We start from the raw sequence: 23,871 nt of genomic DNA, 5'->3' as shown, positions 1-23,871 counted from the left end.
TGATGGCATGGCGGACGTAAACAAGGTCGTTCTGGCGTATTCGGGCGGCCTGGACACTTCGGTGATCCTCAAGTGGCTGCAGGATACTTACAACTGTGAAGTAGTGACTTTCACTGCTGACCTGGGCCAAGGCGAAGAGGTCGAGCCGGCCCGCGCCAAGGCGCAAGCCATGGGCGTCAAAGAGATCTACATCGACGATCTGCGCGAAGAGTTCGTGCGTGATTTCGTTTTCCCGATGTTCCGCGCCAACACCGTCTACGAAGGCGAGTACCTGCTGGGTACTTCCATCGCTCGTCCGTTGATCGCCAAGCGTTTGATCGAAATCGCCAACGAGACTGGCGCCGATGCCATTTCCCATGGCGCCACCGGCAAGGGCAACGATCAGGTGCGTTTCGAGCTGGGCGCCTATGCCCTCAAGCCAGGGGTCAAAGTGATCGCCCCTTGGCGTGAGTGGGACCTGCTGTCCCGCGAGAAGCTGATGGACTACGCCGAGAAGCACGGTATTCCGATCGAGCGTCACGGCAAGAAGAAGTCGCCGTACTCGATGGATGCCAACCTGCTGCACATTTCCTATGAAGGCGGCGTGCTGGAAGACACCTGGACCGAGCACGAAGAAGACATGTGGCGCTGGACCGTCTCCCCGGAGAAGGCTCCTGACACCCCGCAATACCTGGAGCTGACCTACCGCAACGGTGACATCGTCGCCATCGACGGCGTGGAAATGACTCCGGCTACCGTGCTGGCGACCCTGAACCGCATCGGTGGTGAACACGGCATCGGTCGTCTGGACATCGTCGAGAACCGTTACGTGGGCATGAAGTCCCGTGGCTGCTACGAGACCCCGGGTGGCACCATCATGCTGCGCGCCCACCGCGCCATCGAGTCCATTACCCTGGACCGCGAAGTGGCTCACCTCAAAGACGAGTTGATGCCAAAGTACGCCAGCCTGATCTACACCGGCTACTGGTGGAGCCCTGAGCGTCTGATGCTGCAACAGATGATCGACGCCTCCCAGGCCCACGTGAACGGTGTAGTGCGCCTGAAGCTGTACAAGGGCAACGTGATCGTTACCGGTCGCAAGTCCGATGAGTCGCTGTTCGACGCCAACATCGCCACCTTCGAAGAAGACGGTGGTGCTTACAACCAGGCGGACGCAGCAGGCTTTATCAAGCTCAACGCATTGCGCATGCGCATCGCTGCAAACAAGGGCCGGACCCTGGTCTGATACCTTGAGTTGCTAAAAGAACCCCGCGATAAGCGGGGTTTTTTTTGCTTCTGATTAATGGTGCCTACGGGCAGAGGCTGAGTAGGGCAGTTGATTGAACGAAGAAGTGCTATTGAGTGCAGTTTGTTAATCACCCTCCCGCTGCTGAAAGTGCTGCCTGATGATGTGGCTTTTAGTACGAAAAGTAGCTGCTCTAGCGATTAATCTTAAGCGCTTTTCCAGTTAAGTGACCTTTATCTAAATTTTTTTGTAAGGTAAATCGGTATTGTTTGTAAGGATCGTCCTCGTAGGGTCGTAGCCCCTGGTAGCACGGTGTCAGAGTCAATTCTCTGGGGTATTGTGCGGGCTCTAAAAAACTCTAAGGACTTGGATGGACCTATGAAAAGAGTATTGATCGTGGATGATCATCCTGTTATTCGCCTGGCTGTGCGCATGTTGATGGAACGCCATGGTTTTGAAGTAGTAGCAGAAGCAGATAACGGCACGGATGCTTTAAAGTTGGCTCTTGAATATGTTCCCGATATTTTGATTTTGGATATTGGTATCCCACAACTTGATGGGCTTGAAGTTATAACCCGCCTGATGTCCAGAGGCATGCCGATCAAAATTCTAGTGTTGACCCTGCAAGTTCCCGGACCCTTTTCCATGCGTTGCATGCAGGCCGGGGCCGCCGGCTACGTGTGCAAGCAGCAGGACATTACCGAACTGATCAGTGCGGTGCGGGCGGTGCTGGCAGGTTACAGCTACTTTCCCAACGAGGCGTTGCACACCTTTCGTTCCAGTCAGGGCATCAGCAGCGAGGAAGAAATGATCGAGCTTCTTTCAGGGCGTGAGTTGATCGTATTGAAGCAGCTCACCAATGGCATGAGTAACAAGGAAATCGCCGAGGGCTTGTGTTTGAGCAACAAGACCGTCAGCACTTACAAGCGGCGGTTGTTGGCCAAGCTCAATGCTCGTTCATTGGTTGACCTGATCGAATTTGCCCAGCGCCATCAGTTGGTATGAGTGTGGATGACTGAAGCGACTGCCTGAATGGAGCAATCTGCTAATTCGGAACGGACCGGTCATGCCGAGGGGCTGACCGGTCGAGTTTCAGGGCGAGAGAGGCACAAAAAAACCTCCGTCTGGAGGTTCTTTTGTGACTAGAGGTCAAAGTCGTAATCGGCCAGTTGTTTCTGCAGCCGTCGTTCTTCCAGAAGATTGTCGATGGTTCTGCGCTTGCTCAGATTGGTTTTCGCCACCTCGACCACCGGTTCAGCATCGTCTGCGTCTGCTGCGATGAAGTCTTCTTCCACGTCCAGTTGTTCTTTGCCAGTGCTCATAAGGTCAACTCCAGGCTAAGACTGCCATTGGCGCTCCTTATATCGATATTCTCCTGGCGGGTAAAAAAGATTTTTTCAATCGACTCATCAACAAAATCAATGCTGCCTCAATCGTCAGAAGTCTTTTGCTTGTACTCGCACAGGTCTTCGATTCGACAGCTACCGCAACGTGGCTTACGGGCCAGGCAGACGTAGCGACCGTGAAGGATCAGCCAGTGATGGGAGTCCAGCAGAAACTCCTTGGGTACAAACTTCAGCAGTTTTTTTTCCACTTCTACTACATTCTTGCCCGGGGCCAGCCCGGTGCGGTTGCTGACCCGGAAGATGTGGGTGTCCACGGCCATGGTCAATTGCCGGAAAGCGGTGTTGAGGACCACATTGGCGGTCTTGCGGCCGACGCCGGGCAAGGCTTCCAGCTCCTCCCGGGTCTGTGGCACTTCACTGTTGTGGCGTTCCACCAGCAGGCGGCAGGTCTCGATGACGTTCTTGGCCTTGCTGTTGTACAGGCCAATGGTCTTGATGTATTCGGACAGGCCCTCGACCCCCAGTGCATGGATAGCTGCCGGTGTATTGGCCACGGGGAAGAGTTTGGCGGTCGCCTTGTTGACCCCGACGTCGGTCGATTGCGCCGAAAGAATCACCGCGATCAGCAACTCGAACGGCGAGGAGTAGGCCAGTTCGGTTTTTGGTTCGGGGTTGTCTTCGTGAAGTCGGCGAAATATTTCCAGGCGTTTGGCGGCATTCATCGGTGGTTCATTTCCTCGAAGGCGGTCGGTTGAAGGATGAAGAGGTGGTCCAGGCCCGCTTTGCCGCCAGCAGCAGGCCAAGCAGGATAAAACCCCCAGGGGCCAGAGTCAGCAGGCGCAATCCGCCTTGGGGCAGCAACACCCAACCGGCGCTATCTCCGGGCAGGCCGGCGAGCCAGCCCAGATGGCTGCCCAGGGCGCCGGTGCCCAGCAATTCGCGCAGCGCGCCCACCAGCACCAGCGCGCCACAGAAACCTGCAGTTAGGCGTAGCCGGTCGCGGTGCTGGAAGAAGCCCGCCTGTTCCAATATCACGCATTGCAGGGGCAGCAGGCCCAGGTACAGGCTCAACTGCTGGTGCAACTCATAACTCCAGGCTTGCACCACCAGCCACAGCCAACTGCCGAGAGTGGCGGCGAGCAACAGGCTGGCCAGCCACTGCTGACGGCTTTGCAAATGTGGCCGTAGCAGGCCCATGCCGGCCCCGAAGGTCCCGATCAGCAGCGTGGACGCCAGAGCCAGGCCCAGGGCCTTGACCCAGGAATCCGTGGCCCCGATCAACGGCGTCAGCATCAGCAGGCCCGGCAATGACAGTGGCTTACTCATCGGCGGCTCCCGAAAGCAGTTGCTGACGATGCTCATCGAAGTAGCGCAGGGCATCGTGCAGGGCGCTGATCACCGCGCGGGAGGTGATTGTGGCGCCGGCGATCTGATCGAACTGGCCATTGTCCTTTTTCAGGGCCCAGGCAGCATCGTCCGGGGATGTGCGGGATTTGCCGGAAAACCCCAGCAGCCAGGCGTTGGGTTGTTCGGCGATGCGGCCTCCCAGGCCTGGGGTTTCATCCTGCTTGAGCGTCTTGCTGCCCAGCAGGCGGCCATGGCTGTCGATGGCGATCAGCAGCTCGATGGGGCCTGCGTAACCGTTCACTCGAGTGCGTAGCAGCACGGCACTGGGCTGACCCGCGCGGGTGGCCAGGTAGCCATCCAGCAAGCGGCTGTTATCCAGTTGCACATCCCTCAAGGGCAGTGGTTGCTCCAGTGGCTGGTTGTCGTAGCTTGCCGCAGGCAGCAGGTCGAGTAACTTGCGGGCCTGCAACGCCCGTTGCTCGGCGGCGATGCGCGGTGCGCCAGCGTATTGCAGCCACAGGGTGGCGCCCACGCCGAGAACGCCGAGCAGCACCAGCAGGAGCAGACCTCGCGTTCTCTTCATGCTCAAGCTTTCTCCTGTTCCGAGAGGCACAGGCGTTCCAGCCCCGGAACCGCCAGATTCATCAGTAGTACGGCGAAGGCAACGCCGTCGGGGTAGCCGCCCCAGGTGCGGATCAGGTAGGTCAGCAGGCCGACGCCGACGCCGAACAGCAGCCTGGCTTTCGCCGCCTTGGGGCCGGACACCGGTTCGGTGACGATAAAGAATGCGCCCAGCATGCTGGCGCCGCTGAGCAGGTGAAACAGCGGTGAGCCATGGGAGTCGGAGCCCGAGCCGTTCCAGCACAGCAGGCTGATGACAAAGAGGCTGCCCAGCATGCCCACGGGCGCCTGCCAACTGATGACCCGCTGCTGCAGCAGAAACAGCCCCCCGGCAAGAAATCCCAGGCTGATCCATTCGGCGCCACGGCCGCCGAAGTGCCCGAAGGCGGGGTTGCCGGCAAAGAGTTCGTCGAGGGTCAGGCTCTTGTTGATCCGCAGGCTGTCCAGTGCCGTGGCTTGAGCCCAGGCGTCCGCATGCAGGCCGTCCGCGACACCGAATACCTGTTGCAGGCCGCCAAGCAGGTCCATGGCGTGGGGCGCAGGCCAATGGGTCATCGACTGGGGAAAACACAACAAGGCCAGGGCGTAGCCGAGCATGGCCGGATTGAACGGGTTCTGGCCGACACCGCCGTACAAGTGCTTGCCCAGGACAATGGCGGCAGCGGCTGCGCTCAGCGGCAGCCACCAGGGGCAGTAAGCTGGCAAGGCCAGGGCCAGTAGCGTGGCGCTGACCAAGGCACTGCCATCGCCTAGGTTGGGCGGCAGCGGGCGTCTTCTGAGGTACAGGACCAGGGCTTCCATGGCCAGGGCGCCGCTGACGGTCAGCAGCAGATTGAGCAGCACGCCCCATCCGTACAGCCACAGCATCAGCAACAGGCCCGGCAGCGTGGCCAGCAGCACTCGCTGCATGGCCTGGCGCAGGCGCTGGTCGACGCCGTCAGCTATCAGCATGGGCCTTCACCTGGCGCTCGGCCTCGTACAAGCGTGCCTGAGCCTGGGCCAGCTGTTCTGCTCGGGTGTCGGGCTGGCGCTGTAGTTTGTTCAGATCGGCGCGGGCGTAGGCCAGTTCGGTTTTCAGTTGCCGCAGCTGTGGATCGATCGGGCGTTTTTCGATACGAGTCAGTGTCGGCGCCGGTTTCGCACTGGCGTCCTCGGCGGCATGCAGGGCCTGTTCGGCCGCCGCCAGGGCTGCGCCCAGGGTTTCCAGTTCAGCACTGGACGCTTCAGCCGCCTGAGCTTTCTTCAGTTCGGCGCGGCGCGTCGCCAACTGGATTTTCGCGCGCTTGAGATCAGCATCCTTGGCCACTGGCGGCGGAGCAGGTGGCGCCTGGGACTCCAGCTGGGCCAAGGCCTGCTCGGCGGTTTCGAACTGACGCTGCAGGACGATCAATTGCATTTGCTGCTCGAAGGTCGGTGGATGGCCGAAAGCCTTGAGCGACTTGTGCAACTGGGCCCGGCTCATGGCCAGCTCGATCTTGGCTTTCTTCAGTGCTGCATCGGCCGCCGCGGCCTTCTGCGCACGGACTCGTTCGATGGCGGCCTGCACCGGGTTCTGGCTGTCGTCAGTGGTTTGCGCGGCTCGTTGTGCGCGGGCCTGGCGCTCGGCCAGGCGCCGGGCGTCTTCCCGTTGCAAGCGTTCGTTGCGTTGTTCGAAGCGTCGTCGCGCCTGCTCGCGCTTGCTGCTGCGGGCTTGCAGCTGCTCGGGGCTGGTGGCCAGGCCGCCGACGATCGGTACCACCTTGCTCTCGGGCAGCGGCAGCATATCGATACAGTCCACCGGACAGGGCGCCACGCACAGGTCGCAGCCGGTGCATTCGTCGATCAGCACGGTATGCATCAATTTGGCCGCGCCGACGATGGCGTCCACTGGACAGGCCTGGATGCATTTGGTGCAGCCGATGCATTCGGCCTCGCGAATATAAGCGATCTGGGCCGGAGCTTCGCCGCGGCTGCGATCCAGCTCCAGCACCGGTAACTGCAGGAGTTGCGCCAGGCCGGCGATGGTTTCCTCGCCGCCGGGTGGACACTTGTTGATGGCCTCGCCGTTGGCGATGCCCTGGGCGTAGGGTTTGCATCCGGGGTGGCCGCACTTGCCGCACTGGGTCTGGGGCAGGAGGGCATCGATGCGTTGAATCAGACTCATGTTTTGATCAGTCCGTTGAAGCCGAAAAACGCTACTGCCAGCAGGCCGGCGCTGATCAGGTCGATCGGCAGGCCGCGCCAGGGCAGGGGAATATCGTTGTTGGAGATACGCTGGCGCAGATCGCTGAACAGGCTCAGTACCAGCCAGAAGCCCAGTCCGGCCCCCAGGCTCATGGCGCTGAGGGTCGCGAGCCCGAGGTTTTCCCCAGTGGCGATCAGCAGCAGGCCGAGCGCACTGGCATTGCCCAGCAGCAGCGGCCAAAGGCCGTCGAATGGAACATTGGGCAAGGCCCGGGATAGCAACTGCAACAGCGGTTTGATCAGCAGCACGCTCAGGGGCAGCCAGAGAAACAACTGCAAGGATTCCAGCCCCCAAGGCAGCAGCGCGCCACGATAAAGGACATGGCCGAGCACGCAACTGACCAGCATCAGGACCGTGGTCGCCAGGCCCAGCGCGTGAATCCGCTGCCGAGCGCTATCGGTTGGGGCCTGCAGCAGTGGATCGACGCCCAGCGGCCACTGCAACACGAAGTTGTTGATCAGGGCAGTGCTGACAAGGGCGAGGAGGAAGTGGGTCATGGTTGGGCCGGTACGGGCAGGCGGTCTCTCAAGAGTAGGCAAACTCCGGCGCGGGCGCAGGGCCGCCAGATATGCAAATCCCCCCGTTGCGCCGGGCACAACGGGGGGATGGGGTCCAGCCTGTAGCCTTACTTGATCCGCTGGCCCGGCTTGGCGCCGCTGTCCGGGCTCAGCAGGTAGATCTCTTCACCACCAGGGCCGGCGGCCATCACCATGCCCTCGGAGATGCCGAATTTCATTTTTCGCGGCTTGAGGTTGGCGATCATCATGGTCAGGCGACCATCGAGCTTGGACGGATCCGGGTAGGCGCTCTTGATTCCGGAGAACACGTTGCGCTGCTCATCACCGATATCCAGGGTCAGGCGCAGCAGCTTGTCTGCACCTTCCACGGCTTCGGCCTTGACGATCAAGGCGACGCGCAGGTCGATGGCGGCGAAGGTGTCGAAGTCGATTTCCGGCGACAGTGGATCCTTGGCCAGTTCGCCGTTGCCTGCTGGCGCGGCTGCGCCGGTGTCGGTCTGGCTGGCGGTCAGGTCTTCTTTCGAGGCGTCGGTCATGGCTTGTACTTTTACCGGGTCGATCCGCGTCATCAGCGGCTTGAATTCGTTGAGTTGATGGTTGGCCAGCAGGTGCAGGTGATCGTTCCAGGTCAGCGGTGCAACGTTGAGGAATGCCTCGGCATCGGCGGCCAGCAGCGGCAGCACCGGCTTGAGGAAAATCACCAGCTGGCGGAACAGGTTGATACCGGTGGCGCAGATGGCCTGCACCTCGGCTTGCTTGCCTTCCTGCTTGTTCAGCGACCATGGGGCCTTGTCGGCGATCCAGGCGTTGGCGCGGTCGGCCAGGGCCATGATTTCGCGCATGGCACGGGCAAAGTCGCGGGCTTCATAGGCGTCGGCGATGCTTGGCGCGGCAGCCAGGAAGGCCTCGGTCAGCTCGGGAGCGGCATTGCTGTCGACCATCAGCCCGGCATTGCCCTTGTGGATGAAACCGGCGCAACGGCTGGCGATGTTCACCACCTTGCCCACCAGGTCGGAGTTGACCTTCTGTACGAAGTCTTCGAGGTTCAGGTCCAGATCGTCGACACCACGGCCCAGCTTGGAGGCGTAGTAGTAGCGCAGGTATTCCGGCGACAGGTGCTCCAGGTAGGTGCGGGCCTTGATGAAGGTGCCCCGGGACTTGGACATCTTCTGGCCATTGACCGTCAGGTAGCCGTGGACGTTGATGCCGCTCGGCTTGCGGTAGCCGGCGCCTTCGAGCATGGCGGGCCAGAACAGGGCGTGGAAGTTGACGATGTCCTTGCCGATGAAGTGGTACAGCTCGGCGGTGGAGTCCTTGCCCCAGAACGCGTCGAAATCCAGCTCAGGACGACGGGCGCAGAGGTTCTTGAAGCTGGCCATGTAGCCGATTGGCGCGTCCAGCCACACGTAGAAGTACTTGCCCGGCTCGTCCGGGATCTCGAAGCCGAAGTACGGCGCGTCGCGGGAGATGTCCCACTGCTGCAGGCCGGCATCCAGCCATTCGGCGATCTTGTTGGCCACGGCGTCTTGCAGGGTGCCGCTGCGGGTCCAGCTTTGCAGCATCTGCTGGAAGTCCGGCAGCTTGAAGAAGAAGTGCTGGGAATCCTTGAGCACCGGGGTGGCGCCGGAGATCGCCGACTTTGGATCTTTCAGGTCGGTCGGGGCATAGGTGGCGCCGCATTTTTCGCAGTTGTCGCCGTACTGGTCCTCAGTGCCGCACTTCGGGCAGGTGCCCTTGATGAAGCGGTCGGCCAGGAACATTTTCTTTTCCGGGTCGAAATACTGCGTGATGGAGCGCGTGGCGATGTGCCCGGCGTCCCGCAGCTTGAGGTAGATCTGGCTCGACAGCTCACGGTTTTCTTCGGCGTGGGTCGAGTGGAAGTTGTCGAAGTCCACCAGGAAGTCGGCAAAGTCGGCGCTGTGTTCGGCCTGGACGTTGGCGATCAGTTGTTCCGGGGTGATGCCTTCCTTTTCCGCGCGCAACATGATGGCCGAGCCGTGTGCGTCGTCGGCGCAAACATAGATGCATTGGTTGCCGCGATGCTTCTGGAAGCGCACCCACATGTCGGTCTGGATGTACTCAAGCATGTGGCCAAGGTGAATGGAACCATTGGCATAGGGCAGGGCGCTGGTGACGAGGATCTTGCGTGGCTCGGACATGGGGCTCGGCTACTTGATGAAACGGAGGTCGGCCACTATAAAGCGCCAGCGCGGATTTTTCACCCTTCCGGGCACATTGTGCACAGCAAGCTTTCTCGCCACGAAGGAGTCGGCGGCGTAGGATAGCCGCCTGATTTTCCAGTCTTGTTATCGGAGTTGCCCATGAGCGCCGTCAATCGCGCAGCGGTGGAAGCCGTCCTTCGCCAATACACCGACCCTTACCTGAACCAGGACCCGGTCAGCGCCGGCTGCGTGCGCGACATCGACGTCCAGGGCGACCGGGTCACGGTCCGCATGGAACTGGGTTATGCCGCCGGCCTGTTCAAGAGCGGCTGGGCGCAGATGCTGCAACTGGCCATCGAGGGCCTGGACGGTGTGAGCTCGGCCAAGGTCGAGATCACCAGCGTGATCGCCGCGCACAAGGCCCAGGCGCAGATCCCGGGCCTGGCCAACGTCAAGAATGTGGTGGCGGTGGCGTCCGGCAAGGGCGGCGTGGGCAAGTCCACCACTGCGGCCAACCTGGCCCTGGCCCTGGCCCGCGAAGGCGCCAAGGTGGGGATTCTCGACGCTGATATCTATGGTCCGAGCCAGGGCATCATGTTTGGCATTGCCGAAGGCACCCGGCCGAAGATCAAGGACCAGAAGTGGTTCGTGCCCATCGAGTCCCATGGGGTCGAGGTCATGTCCATGGCTTTCCTCACCGACGACAACACGCCGATGGTCTGGCGCGGCCCGATGGTCTCCGGCGCCTTGCTGCAACTGGTGACCCAGACCGACTGGGGCAATCTCGATTACCTGGTGATCGACATGCCGCCGGGCACTGGCGATATCCAACTGACCCTGGCGCAGAAAGTCCCGGTGGCCGGTGCCGTGATCGTCACCACGCCGCAGGACCTGGCGTTGCTGGATGCGCGCAAGGGCGTCGAGATGTTCCGTAAGGTCAACATCCCGGTGCTGGGTGTGGTGGAGAACATGGCGGTGCACATCTGCTCGAACTGTGGCCATGCCGAGCATCTGTTTGGCGAAGGCGGTGGCGAGAAGCTGGCCAGTCAATACGATGTTGAACTGCTGGCTTCGTTGCCGTTGTCGATGCTGATCCGCGAACAGGCCGATGGTGGCAAGCCGACGGTGATCGCCGAGCCTGAAAGCCAGATCGCCATGGTCTATCAGGAACTGGCGCGGCATGTCGGCGCGCGCATCGTCTTGCAGGAAGCCGCGGCGCCGGCGATGCCCAACATCACCATCAGCGACGACTGAAACCCTAAGACGGGTGAGTCATGTAGGAGCCGGCTTGCCGGCGAAGGCGCCCTCAAGATCGCTTTCGCCGGCAAGCCGGCTCCTACCGTTGCGATGACAGGATCAGACTCGCAGGCCGCCGTCCATTTCCAGGATGCGTCCGGTGTAGTAGTCGTTCTCGAAGATGTACGCCGCTGAATGGGCGATCTCTTCCGGTTTGCCCATGCGCTTGAGCGGAATGCCGGAAGTCATCTTCTCCAGGGCCTCAGGCTTCATGCCCAGGGTCATCTCGGTTTCGATAAAGCCCGGGGCAATGCCGGCCACGCGGATGCCATAGCGCGCCAGTTCCTTGGCCCAGGTCACGGTAGCTGCCGCTACGCCGGCCTTGGCCGCGGAATAGTTGGTCTGGCCGATATTGCCTGCGCGCGAGATTGACGAGATGTTGATGATCGCGCCGCTGTTGTTCAGCTCGATCATTTTCGCCGCCACCTCACGGGTGCAGAGGAAGACACCGGTCAGGTTGACGTCGATCACTGCCTGCCACTGGGCCAGGCTCATCTTGGTCATCTCGCCGTCCTTGACCTTGACCAGCAGGCCGTCGCGCAGGATCCCGGCATTGTTGATCAGGCCGTGGATGGCACCGAAGTCCTCGGCGACCTGGGCCACCATGTGGTTGACCTGTTCTTCATTGGCGACGTTGCACAGATAGGCTCGGGCTTCTACGCCGTGGGCCTTGCAGGCCGCGACCGCCTGGTCGAGTTTTTCCTGGTTCAGGTCCACCAGGGCCAGCCGTGCGCCCTTGGCGGCGAAATACTCGGCCATGGAGCGGCCCAGACCTTGGCAACCGCCGGTGATAATGATTACTTTGTCAGTGAGTTGCATTCGCATGTCCCGCTAGCAGGTCTTGAGGGGTGGTCCTTTTGGGGGAACCTCGGCTGGCTGCCGGACCTGGCCTGGCTGCAGAAGAGAATTGCCCCGTTGGCGTAGCTGGAACAATGCTCCAGGCGCCCGTCCGTTTTCGACGGATTCTAAAGAAGGAGTCATAAAGTGAGCGTTGAAGCTGCCAAGAATGCACGAGAATTGCTGCTCAAGGAATACCGCGGCGTGTTGTCGACGCACTCCAAGGCCATGCCGGGTTTTCCCTTTGGGTCCGTAGTGCCTTATTGCCTGGATGCCGAGGGGCGACCGCTGATTCTTATCAGCCGCATTGCCCAGCACACCCACAATCTGCAGAAGGATTCCAAGTGTTCGCTGCTGGTGGGCGAGCGCGATGCCGACGACGTGCAAGCAGTGGGGCGCCTGACCTACCTGGCCGAAGCCGAGAAGCTTGAGGACCAGGACGCCATCGAGGCCGCCGCCGAGCGCTACTACCGCTATTTCCCGGAATCCCAGAACTACCATAAGGCCCATGACTTCGATTTCTGGGTGCTCAAGCCCGTGCGTCACCGCTATATCGGCGGTTTCGGCGCCATTCACTGGGTGGATCAAGTGGCCCTGGCCAACCCGTTCGCCGGCAAGGCTGAGCTGAGCATGGTGGAACATATGAACAGCGACCACGCCAAAGCTATTGCCCACTATGTGGAGTTGGCCGGACTGCCGCACAGCGAGCCCGCGCAACTGGCCGGAATCGACAGTGAAGGCATGCACCTGCGCATTGGCCAGGCTCTTTACTGGCTGCCCTTTCCAAGCCTTTGCAACACGCCGACACAAGTGCGCGAAGCCCTGGTTTTTCTGGCCCACGCCGATCAATGGCCGAAAAATCCGGCACCGGGTGCTTGAATTCACGAATTGGCGACGTCATTTACGGTCTACTGGAAGGCATTCTTCCGCAGAGGAAACCATTTGATGCGCCCTTTTCTGTTGCTCTTTTTACTGTTCCCGGTGCTGGAGCTGTTCGTCTTCGTCAAGGTCAGCGCGGCCATCGGGTTTTTCCCGGCACTGCTGCTGATCATTCTCGGTTCGATGCTCGGTGTGCTGGTGTTGCGCGTGGCCGGTCTGGCCACGGCACTGCGTGCTCGTGAAAGTCTCAATCGCGGCGAGCTGCCGGCCCAGCAAATGCTCGAAGGGCTGATGCTGGCCCTGGGTGGCGGCCTGTTGATCCTGCCGGGTTTCATCAGTGATGTGTTCGGTCTGCTGATGCTGTTGCCGATCAGTCGTCGCTTGCTGGCCAATAAGATGCGCCAGCGCGCCGAGGAGCAGGCCCTGCGCCAACGTGCCTTCGCCGATGACATGCGTGCGGCCCGTGGCGGCCCGGCGCCGCAACAGCCGTTGGGCCGTGAGCCCAATGTCATTGAAGGTGAGTTCGAGCACCGAGATTCTTGATAACTGGCCTCAAACACACGGCACCTTCGGGTGCCGTGTTCGTTTTAACCCGGGTGATGTAAAAAATTTCATCAGCCAGCCCTTGTAATAACCTTATGCGCCCTTATGTAACGGTCACCGCAAGGTTTCTGGTGCTGACACCAGACAGACTTCCGCGGCTCGCTCGTCGAGCCGCACCCGGCAAAGCCGGATTTGCTAACCCGCCGGTATCGACACCGGCCGTTGAAAACCACAATTAGGAGAGATCGACAATGAAGCTTCGTCCTCTGCATGACCGCGTCGTCATCCGTCGCAGCGAAGAAGAATCGAAAACTGCTGGCGGCATCGTTCTGCCTGGTTCGGCTGCTGAAAAACCTAACCGTGGCGAAATCGTCGCTGTAGGTACCGGCCGTGTGCTGGACAACGGTGAAGTACGTGCGCTGGCCGTGAAAGTGGGTGACAAAGTGGTGTTTGGCCCGTACTCCGGCAGCAACACCGTGAAAGTCGATGGCGAAGATCTGCTGGTAATGGCTGAGAACGAGATTCTCGCCGTTATCGAAGGCTGATTTCCCACGTATTTCCCCGCTACTACACAGTATTTAAGGAATATCGATCATGGCTGCTAAAGAAGTTAAATTCGGCGATTCCGCCCGCAAGAAAATGCTCACTGGTGTCAACGTTCTGGCTGACGCAGTAAAAGCGACCCTGGGCCCGAAAGGCCGTAACGTGATCATCGAGAAGAGCTTCGGCGCTCCGACCATCACCAAGGACGGCGTTTCCGTAGCCAAAGAAATCGAGCTGAAAGATCGCTTCGAAAACATGGGCGCGCAGCTGGTCAAAGACGTTGCCTCCCGTGCCAACGATGACGCTGGCGACGGCACCACCACCGCTACCGTTCTGGCTCAGTCGATCGTCAACGAAGGCCTGAAAGCCGTCGCTGCCGGCATGAACCCGATGGACCTGAAACGCGGTATCGACAAGGCCACCATCGCCATCGTCAAAGAGCTGAAAGGTCTGTCCAAGCCATGCGCTGACTCCAAAGCCATCGCTCAGGTCGGCACCATCTCCGCCAACTCCGACAACTCCATCGGCGACATCATTGCCGAAGCCATGGAAAAAGTCGGTAAAGAAGGCGTGATCACCGTTGAAGAAGGCTCGGGCCTGGAAAACGAACTGTCGGTTGTAGAAGGCATGCAGTTCGACCGTGGCTACCTGTCCCCTTACTTCATCAACAAGCCGGACACCATGGTCGCCGAACTCGACGGCCCGCTGATCCTGCTGGTGGACAAGAAGATCTCCAACATTCGCGAAATGCTGCCAGTGCTGGAAGCCGTTGCCAAAGCCGGCCGCCCACTGCTGATCGTGGCTGAAGACGTTGAAGGCGAAGCCCTGGCGACTCTGGTTGTGAACAACATGCGTGGCATCGTCAAAGTCGCTGCCGTCAAGGCACCGGGCTTCGGCGACCGTCGCAAGGCCATGCTGCAGGACATCGCCGTTCTGACCGGCGGTACCGTCATCTCCGAAGAGATCGGCCTGAGCCTGGAAAGCACCACTCTGGAGCACCTGGGTAACGCCAAGCGCGTAATCCTGTCCAAAGAAAACACCACCATCATCGACGGTGCTGGCGTTGAAGCGGACATCCAGGCTCGTGTGACTCAGATCCGTCAACAAGTGGCCGACACTTCGTCCGACTACGACCGTGAAAAACTGCAAGAGCGTCTGGCCAAGCTGTCCGGCGGCGTTGCAGTGATCAAGGTTGGCGCTGGCTCCGAAGTTGAAATGAAAGAGAAGAAAGCCCGCGTTGAAGACGCCCTGCACGCGACCCGTGCAGCCGTTGAAGAAGGCGTGGTACCTGGCGGTGGCGTAGCCCTGATCCGGGCTCTGCAGGGCATCAAGGACCTCAAAGGCGACAACGCCGACCAGGACGTGGGTATCGCTGTTCTGCGTCGCGCTATCGAAGCTCCACTGCGTCAGATTGTTGCCAACTCCGGTGACGAGCCAAGCGTGGTTGTGGACAAGGTCAAGCAGGGCGCTGGTAACTTCGGTTACAACGCTGCCACCAGCGAATACGGCGACATGATCGAAATGGGCATCCTGGATCCAACCAAGGTAACCCGTTCCGCGCTGCAAGCCGCTTCGTCCATCGGCGGTCTGATCCTGACCACCGAAGCCGCTGTTGCTGAAATCGTGGAAGACAAGCCGGCAGCTGGCGGCATGCCAGACATGGGCGGCATGGGTGGCATGGGCGGCATGATGTAAGCCAGCCTTACCCCCGTATTGAAAAAGCCCCGCCGGTGAAAACCGGCGGGGCTTTTTTGTGCCTGAAATTGAGGGGCGCCTGTCGGTGCCGCCTCTGGCATGGACTGAGAATGGCCAGGCCCTTGCCGTCGAACAGTCCCAGGTGTTGGTGGTTGCCCACCAGGACCGCAGTGGCCGTGGGGTGTCTTGCAACAGCTCCAGGACGCTCGATTCGTCGTTCAGGTTCAACAACCCAACAGCGCTGGCGCGGCGAACATCCACTGAGTTCTGGCCAATGAAACGCATTGGCTCATTCTGCTCGGCGGGCAAGCCAGGAAGTGGCTGTTCCGGTCTGTTTCTTGTCGGCAAACGGTCGGCAGTCTGGGCTTGCCCCTGTAGTCAGGTTGTGAGCCAGCGGTGAAAAATTTGTTAAGCCATTGAAGGGGTGAAAAGTGCCCCAGGAGCGGTCAGACAAGGCTGGCGGCGAGTCGGACTTGGCCTTAAGCTGCGCGAGCCAAGACGGCCCTAACTGTGTGCGGAGAGAGTGCCGATGCGAATTCTACTGGTCGAAGACAACCGCGATATTCTCGCCAACCTGGCGGATTACCTGGGACTCAAGGGCTATACCGTGGACTGCGCCCAGGATGGTCTGTCGGGGTTGCACCTGGCTGCCACCGAGCATTACGACCTGATCGTGCTCGACATCATGCTGCCAGGGATCGACGGCTACACCCTGTGCAAGCGCCTGCGCGAAGATGCCCGGCGCGATACCCCAGTGATCATGCTCACGGCCCGCGACCAGTTGGATGACCGGCTTCAGGGCTTCAAGTCCGGGGCCGACGACTATCTGCTCAAGCCATTTGCCCTGTCCGAACTGGCCGCGAGGATCGAGGCGGTGATGCGCCGTACCCAGGGCGGTGGTCGTCGAGCGCTGCAGGTCGGTGACCTCAGCTATGACCTCGATACCCTGGAAGTCACCCGCGAAGGGCGTCTGCTCAAGCTCAACCCGGTGGGCCTCAAGCTGCTGGCAGTGTTGATGCAGAAGAGCCCCCATGTGTTGCGCCGGGAAATCCTCGAAGAGGCCCTGTGGGGCGATGACTGTCCGGACAGTGACAGCCTGCGCAGCCATGTCCACCAACTGCGCCAGGTGATCGACAAGCCGTTCGCCAAGCCGTTGCTGCACACCGTGCACGGTGTCGGCTACCGGTTGGCCGAGGGCCGTGATGGAGTTTAAGCAGAGCCTTGCCCAGCGCATCATCATTGCCTTTGCCTTGATGAGCGCATTGGTGGCCGGGGCTTTCGCCATGGGCATCGTGGCGACCGTGCATCTGGTGGAGGAGAAACTCATCTCCGCCGGCCTTGGCGGCGATCTGCAACGCCTGTTGCTGATGGATAACGTTGCCGACTGGAATCACCGCCCCGAGCCCGACCAGCTGTTCTACTACAGTGGCGGGCGCGGCGACTTCGAGTTGCCCAAGGACCTGAGGCATCTGGACCCAGGCTTCCATGAAGTGTTTCGCGAGCAGCTGTCCTATCACGCCATGGTTGAAGTGGTGGATGGCCGGCGTTATGTGCTGCTGCAGGATCAGAGTGATTTCGAAGAGCGCGAGCGGGTGCTGTTCGCGGTGGTGCTGGTGGGCTTTGTCCTCAGCCTGGCGCTGGCGGTGTTCCTGGGTTGGGTCTTGGCGCGTAGGGTGATGGCACCGGTGGTTCGTCTGGCTCGCCAGGTCCGTCACCGCGATCAATTGCTGGGCCTGGCCCCGCCCCTGGCGCCGGATTATGCGGCGGATGAGGTGGGCGAGTTGGCGATCGCCTTCGATGCGACGCTGGGACGTCTGCGCCAGGCTTTGAGCCGTGAGCGCCTGTTCACCAGTGACGTCAGCCATGAACTGCGAACGCCGCTGATGGTTCTGGCCACGTCCTGCGAGCTGCTCCTGGAAAACCCTGGGCTTGATCCCCGTGGACGATCCCAGGTCGAACGTATTGCCCGGGCCTGCGACGAAATGCGTGAGCTGGTGCAGACGTTCCTGATGCTGGCCCGGGCCCAGCGAGAAGATGCCAGCATGTCGCCGCAACTGACGTTGACCCAGGCTGCCAAGGACCTGATCGGGGTGTGGCGCGAATTCATCGAAGCCAAGGGTATCGAGCTGATCTTCGAGCCGGGGCAACCGGGTGAAACTCGCTACAACGCCACCTTCCTGCATGCGGTGATGGGCAACCTGTTGCGCAATGCCTTGCACTACACCGAACAGGGATTCATTCGCTTGAGCCTGGTGGCGGATGGATTTGTCGTCGAGGACAGCGGCGTGGGCATTCCCGAGGAAAAACGCGAGGCGATGTTCCAGCCCTTTGTCCGTGGCGATGAAAAACGCGGTGAGGGCCTGGGGCTGGGCTTGTCCCTGGTCCAGCGCATCTGCGAGAACCAGGGCTGGAGCGTCACTCTCAGTACCATGACCCCCAATGGCTGTCGTTTTCACGTTCAGCTCCCCCCTTCCAAGGCTTGAATACTCTTGCCAGGCCCTGTTTTGCAGGGCCACTCGCTTGTCGATTTTTCTTCTGAAGTGGCCCCAGGCCATTGCCTGCTGCCTGTAAAACTCTGAAATATTTCATCGTTGGACGGTACGAAGTTTTCACAAGGGGATGACCTGTCGCTGACACGTCGCTGCCTAAGGTGGCGCCATCAGTTGCAGGAGACTTTGATGATGGCGACACCGATCAAGCTGGAATTTTCCGACAAGTACGATGCCCAACATGCGCAGCAATACCTGCTCAAGCACCAGCAAGGACTGGCACGACAGTTGTCCCACAAGCGTGATGAACAATTGGCTCGCGCTGCGCTGGCCCTGGCGGGAGAGCCGGGCCTGGTGCTGGACCTGCCGTGTGGCACGGGCCGTTTCTGGCCGCTGCTGACCGAAAAGGCCAATCGAGTCATTGTTGGCGCTGACAATTCAGCGGCTATGCTCAGCACCGCTACGGTGGCGCAACCGGCCGACGTGGTGAAACGGGTACGAGCCTTGCAAACGTCTGCGTTTGCCATCGATTTACCGGACAACGCTGTGGACTGCATTTTTTCCATGCGGTTGCTGCACCACATCGGCGAGGTCGAGCATCGGATGGCGCTGCTACGGGAGTTTCAGCGGGTTACCCGTGACAGCGTGATTGTCTCGCTATGGGTCGATGGCAATTTCAAGGCCTGGAAGCGCAAGCGTATGGAGCGCAAGCGGCTGTCCGAAGGTGGGCAGGAGGGTTACCAGAATCGTTTCGTGTTACCGGCGGCTACGGTCGAAGAAGAGTTCAGGCAAGCCGGTTTTCGTGTCCAGGAGCATCTGGACTTCTTTCCGCTCTACGCCATGTGGCGAGTCTACGTATTACGCAAGAGGTAAGAGGATGGCTGTTGAATGTGCTTCGGAAATGGATGCCGTGCCCACAGATTGCTTCGAATACTTCTGGGACCAACAAGGTGAATGGGTCGAGCAACCCAATAAGCGTCGAGGCGGTGAGAGCGGCGTGCAGCGCCTGATCAGCGGCGGTCGTTTGCTCTATGCCAAGCGGCAGATCGGGCATATTCATCGCAGTTTTCTGCATCCTTTTGGCCGTCCGACTGTCCTGCGTGAGCGCGATGCCCTGCAAAGCTTGCGTTCGCTGGATATAGAGGTGCCGGAACTGGTGTTCTGCGGCGCCCGGCGCGGCCCCGAGCACCAGTGGCAGGCCCTACTGGTGACCGCTGCGCTCGACGGCTTCGTGGAAATCGACAACTGGTATGCCGCAGGTGAGCGTGAACGCCACGGCGAAGCGTTGCACGAACGAGTGTTGCAGACACTGGCGCAGACCCTGGCGCGCATGCACAAGGGCCGTTGGCAGCATGGCTGCCTGTATTCCAAACATGTTTTCGTGCGAGTAGATGGCGAGGGCGAGCAGGCCCAGGTGAGGATTGCATTGCTGGATTTCGAGAAGTGCCGCCAGCGCCTGAGCAGCCGCCGGGCGGCGGCCCACGACCTTAAGCAACTGCGCCGCCATTCGTCGTGGAATGACACCGACTGGCAAAAGCTCTACTACCTTTATAGAACGGTGTTTGGCAGCCCCATCAAAGGTTTATAGCTATGAAGCTAGAAATTGCACGAGGTTTGTTCCTGGCAGGAGCCTTGGCAGTTGCTTCCTTGGCGATGGTTGTCTGGGAGCAGCCGCGAACGCAGGTTCTCAGCGCCGCTCAGGGTGAACATTGCCCATTGCCACGGGGGGCCAAGAGCTCGGTGGCGGTCAAGCCGGATCATGAACTGCTGCTGTTCATGTTCGGCATGAGCCAGGCGTTGAAGCCCCAGAGTTGAAGACCTGAAACTGCCACCTGAAGGCCTCGCATTGCGAGGCCTTTTGTTTGTCCCCGGCTCAGGCGTCCGGCTTGGCTAGCAGGGTGTAGATGCAGGGCAGGACGAAGAGGGTGAACAGGGTGCCGATGGACATGCCTGTGGCAATCACCGTGCCGATATCGAAGCGGCTGACTGCTCCGGCACCGCTGGCCAGGATCAGTGGCACCATGCCGAATACCATCGCCGCTGTGGTCATCAGCACTGGGCGCAGGCGAATGGACGCGGCTTGCTCCACCGCCTGTCGGGCGCTGAGTCCCTGGTCCCGGCGCAGTTGGTTGGCGAATTCGACGATCAGGATCCCATGCTTGCTGATCAGGCCGATCAGCGTCACCAAGCCGACCTGGGTGTAGATGTTCATGCTCGACCAGCCGAGAAACAGCGGGATCAGGGCGCCGCAGATCGACAGTGGCACGGTCACCAGAATCACCACCGGGTCGCGGAAGCTTTCGAACTGCGCCGCCAGTACCAGGAAAATGATCGCCAGGGCCAGGCCAAAGGTGACCCAGAGCGCGCTGCCTTCCTGGACGTACTGGCGGGCGGCGCTGGCATAGTCGAACGCATAGCCGGCGGGGGCCTCCTGCGTGGCGATCTGGCGCATGGTGTCGATGGCTTCGCCCATGCTGACCACGGGCACACCGGAAATGGTCGCGGCATTGAGTTGCTGGAACTGGTTCAACTGCCGAGGGCGGGCGCGGTCGCTGACTTTGATCAGGGTCGACAGCGGCAAGGCCTCACCCTTGCTGTTCTTCACGTAGTAGTTGTTCAGCCAGTCAGGGTTGTCCCGATAGGCGCGCTCCACTTGGGCGATCACTTTATAGCTGCGTCCGTCGATGGTGAAACGGTTGATTTCCGCCTCGCCGAGCAAGGTCGCCAGCGTACCCCCCAGGTCCTGCATGGTAACGCCCATCTGCGCCGCCTTGGCCCGATCGATGTCGACCACTACCTCGGGCTTGTCGAAGGCCAAGTCAATGTCGACAAAGGCGAATTTCCCCGACTCCATGGCGCGTTTCTTTACCCGGTTGGCCACCTCCAACAGGGACTCGTAATCGTTGGGGGTGTTGATCACGAAGGCAAAGGGCAGGCCCTCGCCGGAACCGGGCAAGGCTGGCAGGTTGAAACCGAAGACTTGCAGGCCGGCAATGCCTGCCAGTTTCTCCTGGACCTGAGGCAGGATTTGCATCTGGGTCTGTTGGCGCTGGTCCCAGGGCTTGAGCAGGAAGCCGCCGATGCCTGACTGCACTCCGTTGAAACCGTTGATCTGGAATGAGGAGTAGTACTCGGGGAACTCCTTGAAGATCGCCAGGAACTCATCGGTGTAGGCATTGAGGTACTCCAGGTTGGCCGGTTGCGGCGCCGTGGCCAGCATGAAAATGATGCCCTGGTCTTCGTCCGGAGCCAGCTCCGCCTTGGTGAACTTGAGCAGCAGGGGAATCAGGCACAGCACGATCAGAGCGAATACCAGTACGACGGGGCGGGTATCAAGGGTGCCGTGGAGCAGGCGCTGGTAGCGCTGCTTCAGGCTGTCGAAAATCCGGTCCAGGCGATGGGACAGGCCGCTGGGGTTTTCCTCGCGGCGCAGCAACAGTGCACACATCATCGGTGACAGGGTCAGGGCGACGATCCCGGAAATCACCACGGCCCCGGCCAGCGTCAGGGCGAACTCCTTGAACAGGGCCCCGGTGAGTCCCTGGAGAAAACCAATGGGGGCGTAAACCGCCGCCAGGGTGATGGTCATCGATACCACCGGCATGGCGATTTCCCGCGCTCCTTCGATGGCCGCGTCCAGGGGGGACTTGCCCTCTTCGATGTGCCGATGGATGTTCTCCACCACCACGATGGCGTCGTCCACCACCAGGCCGATGGCCAGGACCATGGCCAGTAAGGTCAGCAGGTTGATCGAGTAGCCCATCAACTGCATGAAGAACATCACGCCGATCATCGACAGTGGAATAGTCACTACCGGGATCACCACCGAACGCAAGGCGCCAAGAAACAGGAACACCACCACAATCACGATCAATACTGCCTCGAACAGGGTCTTGAGCACCTCGTCGATGGAGGCCTGGATAAACAGCGTGGCGTCGTAGGCAATGTCTAATTTGAGGGTCGGAGGCAATTGCGCTTCCAGTTCCGGGAGCAGCTTGCGCACCTCCTTGATCACGTCCAGAGGGTTGGCTCCGGGGGTGGCCTTGATGCCGATGTAGACCGAGGGGACGCCGCCGAAGGAACTGATTGCGTTGTAGTTTTCCGCACCCATTTCCACCCGCGCCACATCCCTGAGCAGGACCCGGCTGTCGCCATCGGTTTTCAACGGGATAGCGGCGAACGCCTCGGCGGATTTCAGTTCGGTGTTGGCATTGATACTGGTGACGACGTACTCGCCCTTGACCTCGCCGGCGGCGGACAGAAAGTTGTATTGGCGCACGGCGTTGCTCACGTCGCTGGCCGCCAGGCCATAGGCCGCCAGCTTCACCGGGTCCAGCCACAGGCGCATGGCGAACACCTGATTACCGAGGATCTCCGCCTCGGCCATGCCCGGCAGGGTCGCCAGCTTGGGCTGGATCACGCGCGACAGGTAGTCGGTGATCTGTGGGTTGTTCAGTTGCGGGCTGGAGAAGCTGATGTACATCAGCACCGAGGCGTCGGCTGCTTCTTTGCTCAACACCGGGTCTTCGGCTTGCTGGGGCAGCTTGTTCTTGACCTCGTTGGCCTTGGCCAGCAGTTCGGTGAACAGGCGGTCGCTGTTGGAGCCGATCCGGGCGTAGATCGAGATCACCGAGAAGTTCTGCCGGCTCACCGAGGTCATGTAGTCGATGCCTTCGGCGCTAGCCAGGCTCTGCTGCATGGGCTGGGTGATATAGCCCTGGATGGTTTCGGCATTGGCCCCGGGGTAGGCGGTGGTCACCGTGATCAGGGCGTTCTCCATCTGCGGGTACTGGCGCAAGGGCAGCTTGCTCCAGGCCTGGAACCCCAACAGCACAATCAGCAGGCTGACCACGGTCGCGAGCACCGGGCGGCGAATGAACGGATCGGTAAAGGCCATGGGGATTCCTTGATCAGTCGGCGCGGGGCTGGCTGTTCGGCTGTTCCGGTTGCAGCTTGTCCGGAGTGATGCTGATGTCGGCGCCGTTATCCAGTTTGATCTGACCGGCACTGACCACCTGTTCGCCCTTTTTCACGCCCTTGTTGATCATCACCAGGCCGCCGCGATGCTCGCCCGTGTCGACGAAGCGCCGCTCGGCGACCAGCAGCGGCTGGCCCTTGGGGTCTTTCTCCAGGCTACCGTCGGCGGCTTTCTTTTGCGTTACCACATACACCGAGTTGCCGTAGAGGGAGTAGGTGAGGGTGCTTTCCGGCACCACGACCTTGAGCTGCGGATCAGGGAGCAATACTTGCAGGTCGGCGAACATGCCTGGCAGCAAGCGGCCTCCGGGGTTTGCCAGGGTGGCGCGTACCAGCACGTTGCGGGTGCTGTTCTCGACCTTGGGGTTGATGGCGCTGATGCTGCCGGGGAACGACTCTCCGGGGAACGCCGCAACGCTGAGTTCCACGGTCTGGCCCAGGCGGATCTTGGGCACCGATTGTTCCGGGATGTAGAAGTCCACGTACAGGCTGCTCAGGTCCTGCAGGGTGGCGATCACTGTGCCGCTGGCCAGGAAGTCGCCGATATCCACCTGGCGGATGCCGATCGTGCCGGCAAAGGGGGCGAGAATGCGTTTCTTGGCCAGGGCGGCCTTGAGCTGGTTGACCGTGGCCTTGTTTTTTTGCAGCTGTGCCGAGAGTCGGTCGTACTCGCCCTTGGAAATCGCCTGGCTGCCCACCAGTTGGCTGCCGCGTCCGAAATCCAGCTGGGCCAGGCCGAGGTCGGCCTGGGCGGTTTCCAGCAGGGCGCTTTCCACCGCGCTGTCCAGGGTCAGCAACGGCTGGCCGGCCTTGACCTGCTGCCCGGATTCGAACTGCAGGTCCTTGACCGTACCGGCGACTTCCAGGCTGAGGTTGACCCCTTGCAGGGCCTTGAGGCTGCCGACACTGGGCAGCCGGCTTTGCCAGGGGCGCTCGTCGGCGGTAATCACCGCCACGCTGATGGGCGGCTTGGGGGCCGAGTAGACCTGGACCATCTTGTAGATCGAAAACGCCTTGTAGCCGGCCAGCAACAGCACGACCAACAGGACCACACCTAGCATGATCAGCATGCGGCGACGCAGCATATTCCGCTTCCTTGGAAAGCCCGGTAAACAAGCCCGGTAGACATTACTCCGAGTCGCGTGCGGGTTCCAGATGAGCGTCCTGTC

Annotated in this window: 23 protein-coding genes; 12 read left to right on the top strand and 11 right to left on the bottom strand. The window is 60.7% G+C overall.

The features are described 5' to 3' along the window. The first annotated feature begins 7 nt into the window (after positions 1-7). Positions 8-1,225, top strand: coding sequence for an argininosuccinate synthase (locus tag LOY69_RS23555; protein WP_102880745.1), 1,218 nt, complete (start codon positions 8-10; stop codon positions 1,223-1,225). 378 nt (positions 1,226-1,603) lie between these two features. Then, on the top strand, positions 1,604-2,230 hold the full coding sequence (locus LOY69_RS23550; RefSeq protein WP_102860486.1) for a response regulator transcription factor: 627 nt from the start codon (positions 1,604-1,606) through the stop codon (positions 2,228-2,230). 137 nt (positions 2,231-2,367) lie between these two features. On the opposite strand, the gene LOY69_RS23545 is transcribed toward LOY69_RS23550, so the two are convergent. The 8 genes from LOY69_RS23545 to metG all read right to left on the bottom strand — a co-directional run bounded on the left by LOY69_RS23545 (position 2,368) and on the right by metG (position 9,440). After that, positions 2,368-2,547: a PA3496 family putative envelope integrity protein gene (locus LOY69_RS23545; RefSeq protein WP_265073662.1), complete on the bottom strand. Its 180-nt coding sequence runs from the start codon at positions 2,545-2,547 to the stop codon at positions 2,368-2,370. A gap of 107 nt (positions 2,548-2,654) precedes the next feature. Beyond that, positions 2,655-3,293: an endonuclease III gene (nth, locus tag LOY69_RS23540; protein ID WP_060840796.1), complete on the bottom strand. Its 639-nt coding sequence runs from the start codon at positions 3,291-3,293 to the stop codon at positions 2,655-2,657. A gap of 7 nt (positions 3,294-3,300) precedes the next feature. After that, positions 3,301-3,897: an Rnf-Nqr domain containing protein gene (locus LOY69_RS23535; RefSeq protein ID WP_213665877.1), complete on the bottom strand. Its 597-nt coding sequence runs from the start codon at positions 3,895-3,897 to the stop codon at positions 3,301-3,303. Continuing rightward, positions 3,890-4,501, bottom strand: coding sequence for an RnfABCDGE type electron transport complex subunit G (locus tag LOY69_RS23530; protein WP_110594906.1), 612 nt, complete (start codon positions 4,499-4,501; stop codon positions 3,890-3,892). Before LOY69_RS23530 ends, LOY69_RS23535 begins: the two co-directional genes overlap by 8 nt. Positions 4,502-4,503: 2 nt before the next feature. Next, positions 4,504-5,490, bottom strand: coding sequence for an RnfABCDGE type electron transport complex subunit D (locus tag LOY69_RS23525; protein ID WP_265073661.1), 987 nt, complete (start codon positions 5,488-5,490; stop codon positions 4,504-4,506). After that, entirely contained in the window at positions 5,477-6,682 is a 1,206-nt protein-coding gene (gene rsxB / locus LOY69_RS23520) for an electron transport complex subunit RsxB (RefSeq protein ID WP_265073660.1), read from the bottom strand. Before rsxB ends, LOY69_RS23525 begins: the two co-directional genes overlap by 14 nt. After that, a complete protein-coding gene (locus LOY69_RS23515) occupies positions 6,679-7,260 on the bottom strand; it encodes an Rnf-Nqr domain containing protein (protein WP_102880740.1) in 582 nt (193 codons plus the stop codon). Before LOY69_RS23515 ends, rsxB begins: the two co-directional genes overlap by 4 nt. A gap of 128 nt (positions 7,261-7,388) precedes the next feature. Next, positions 7,389-9,440: a methionine--tRNA ligase gene (gene metG, locus LOY69_RS23510; RefSeq protein ID WP_115580784.1), complete on the bottom strand. Its 2,052-nt coding sequence runs from the start codon at positions 9,438-9,440 to the stop codon at positions 7,389-7,391. A gap of 162 nt (positions 9,441-9,602) precedes the next feature. Here metG and apbC point away from each other — a divergent pair, with 162 nt between their 5' ends. Further along, positions 9,603-10,697: an iron-sulfur cluster carrier protein ApbC gene (gene apbC, locus LOY69_RS23505; RefSeq protein ID WP_110594902.1), complete on the top strand. Its 1,095-nt coding sequence runs from the start codon at positions 9,603-9,605 to the stop codon at positions 10,695-10,697. Positions 10,698-10,799: 102 nt separating this feature from the next. Here apbC and LOY69_RS23500 read toward each other — a convergent pair whose 3' ends face one another. Then, positions 10,800-11,558, bottom strand: coding sequence for an SDR family oxidoreductase (locus LOY69_RS23500; RefSeq protein WP_102860494.1), 759 nt, complete (start codon positions 11,556-11,558; stop codon positions 10,800-10,802). 165 nt (positions 11,559-11,723) lie between these two features. Here LOY69_RS23500 and LOY69_RS23495 point away from each other — a divergent pair, with 165 nt between their 5' ends. The 9 genes from LOY69_RS23495 (at position 11,724) to LOY69_RS23455 (ending at position 19,540) form a co-directional block, all read left to right on the top strand. Continuing rightward, positions 11,724-12,455 carry a HugZ family protein gene (locus tag LOY69_RS23495; protein ID WP_102860495.1) on the top strand — a complete coding sequence of 244 codons (732 nt, stop codon included), beginning with the start codon at positions 11,724-11,726 and terminating at the stop codon, positions 12,453-12,455. A 66-nt stretch (positions 12,456-12,521) separates the two neighbouring features. Further along, positions 12,522-12,998 (top strand): FxsA family protein, encoded by a 477-nt coding sequence (locus tag LOY69_RS23490; protein ID WP_011063094.1) that lies wholly within the window; start codon positions 12,522-12,524, stop codon positions 12,996-12,998. A gap of 251 nt (positions 12,999-13,249) precedes the next feature. Continuing rightward, positions 13,250-13,543 carry a co-chaperone GroES gene (locus tag LOY69_RS23485; protein WP_011063093.1) on the top strand — a complete coding sequence of 98 codons (294 nt, stop codon included), beginning with the start codon at positions 13,250-13,252 and terminating at the stop codon, positions 13,541-13,543. A gap of 49 nt (positions 13,544-13,592) precedes the next feature. Next, on the top strand, positions 13,593-15,236 hold the full coding sequence (gene groL, locus LOY69_RS23480; RefSeq protein ID WP_047288866.1) for a chaperonin GroEL: 1,644 nt from the start codon (positions 13,593-13,595) through the stop codon (positions 15,234-15,236). Positions 15,237-15,765: 529 nt separating this feature from the next. After that, on the top strand, positions 15,766-16,449 hold the full coding sequence (gene colR, locus LOY69_RS23475) for a two-component system response regulator ColR (protein WP_047305857.1): 684 nt from the start codon (positions 15,766-15,768) through the stop codon (positions 16,447-16,449). Further along, entirely contained in the window at positions 16,439-17,719 is a 1,281-nt protein-coding gene (locus LOY69_RS23470) for a sensor histidine kinase (protein ID WP_102880736.1), read from the top strand. The genes colR and LOY69_RS23470 overlap by 11 nt, the downstream gene beginning before the upstream one ends. Before the next feature lie 198 nt (positions 17,720-17,917). Further along, the gene (locus LOY69_RS23465; RefSeq protein WP_265074920.1) at positions 17,918-18,598 is read left to right on the top strand and encodes a class I SAM-dependent methyltransferase; all 681 of its coding nucleotides are present in this window, start codon (positions 17,918-17,920) and stop codon (positions 18,596-18,598) included. 4 nt (positions 18,599-18,602) lie between these two features. Further along, the gene (locus tag LOY69_RS23460) at positions 18,603-19,313 is read left to right on the top strand and encodes a lipopolysaccharide kinase InaA family protein (RefSeq protein WP_170001646.1); all 711 of its coding nucleotides are present in this window, start codon (positions 18,603-18,605) and stop codon (positions 19,311-19,313) included. A 2-nt stretch (positions 19,314-19,315) separates the two neighbouring features. Continuing rightward, positions 19,316-19,540, top strand: coding sequence for a hypothetical protein (locus tag LOY69_RS23455; RefSeq protein ID WP_102880734.1), 225 nt, complete (start codon positions 19,316-19,318; stop codon positions 19,538-19,540). 58 nt (positions 19,541-19,598) lie between these two features. Here the strand turns inward: LOY69_RS23455 and LOY69_RS23450 are convergent, their stop codons facing one another. Next, the gene (locus LOY69_RS23450) at positions 19,599-22,622 is read right to left on the bottom strand and encodes a multidrug efflux RND transporter permease subunit (RefSeq protein ID WP_265073659.1); all 3,024 of its coding nucleotides are present in this window, start codon (positions 22,620-22,622) and stop codon (positions 19,599-19,601) included. Between the two features lie 13 nt (positions 22,623-22,635). Beyond that, positions 22,636-23,787 (bottom strand): efflux RND transporter periplasmic adaptor subunit, encoded by a 1,152-nt coding sequence (locus LOY69_RS23445; protein WP_102880732.1) that lies wholly within the window; start codon positions 23,785-23,787, stop codon positions 22,636-22,638. Positions 23,788-23,871 lie beyond the last annotated feature (84 nt).

The organism is Pseudomonas sp. B21-059, from assembly GCF_026016285.1.
GTDB classification, from domain to species: domain Bacteria; phylum Pseudomonadota; class Gammaproteobacteria; order Pseudomonadales; family Pseudomonadaceae; genus Aquipseudomonas; species Aquipseudomonas danubii.
Note: the sequence above shows the minus strand (reverse complement) of the source record. Positions and strands in the feature narration are given on the sequence as shown.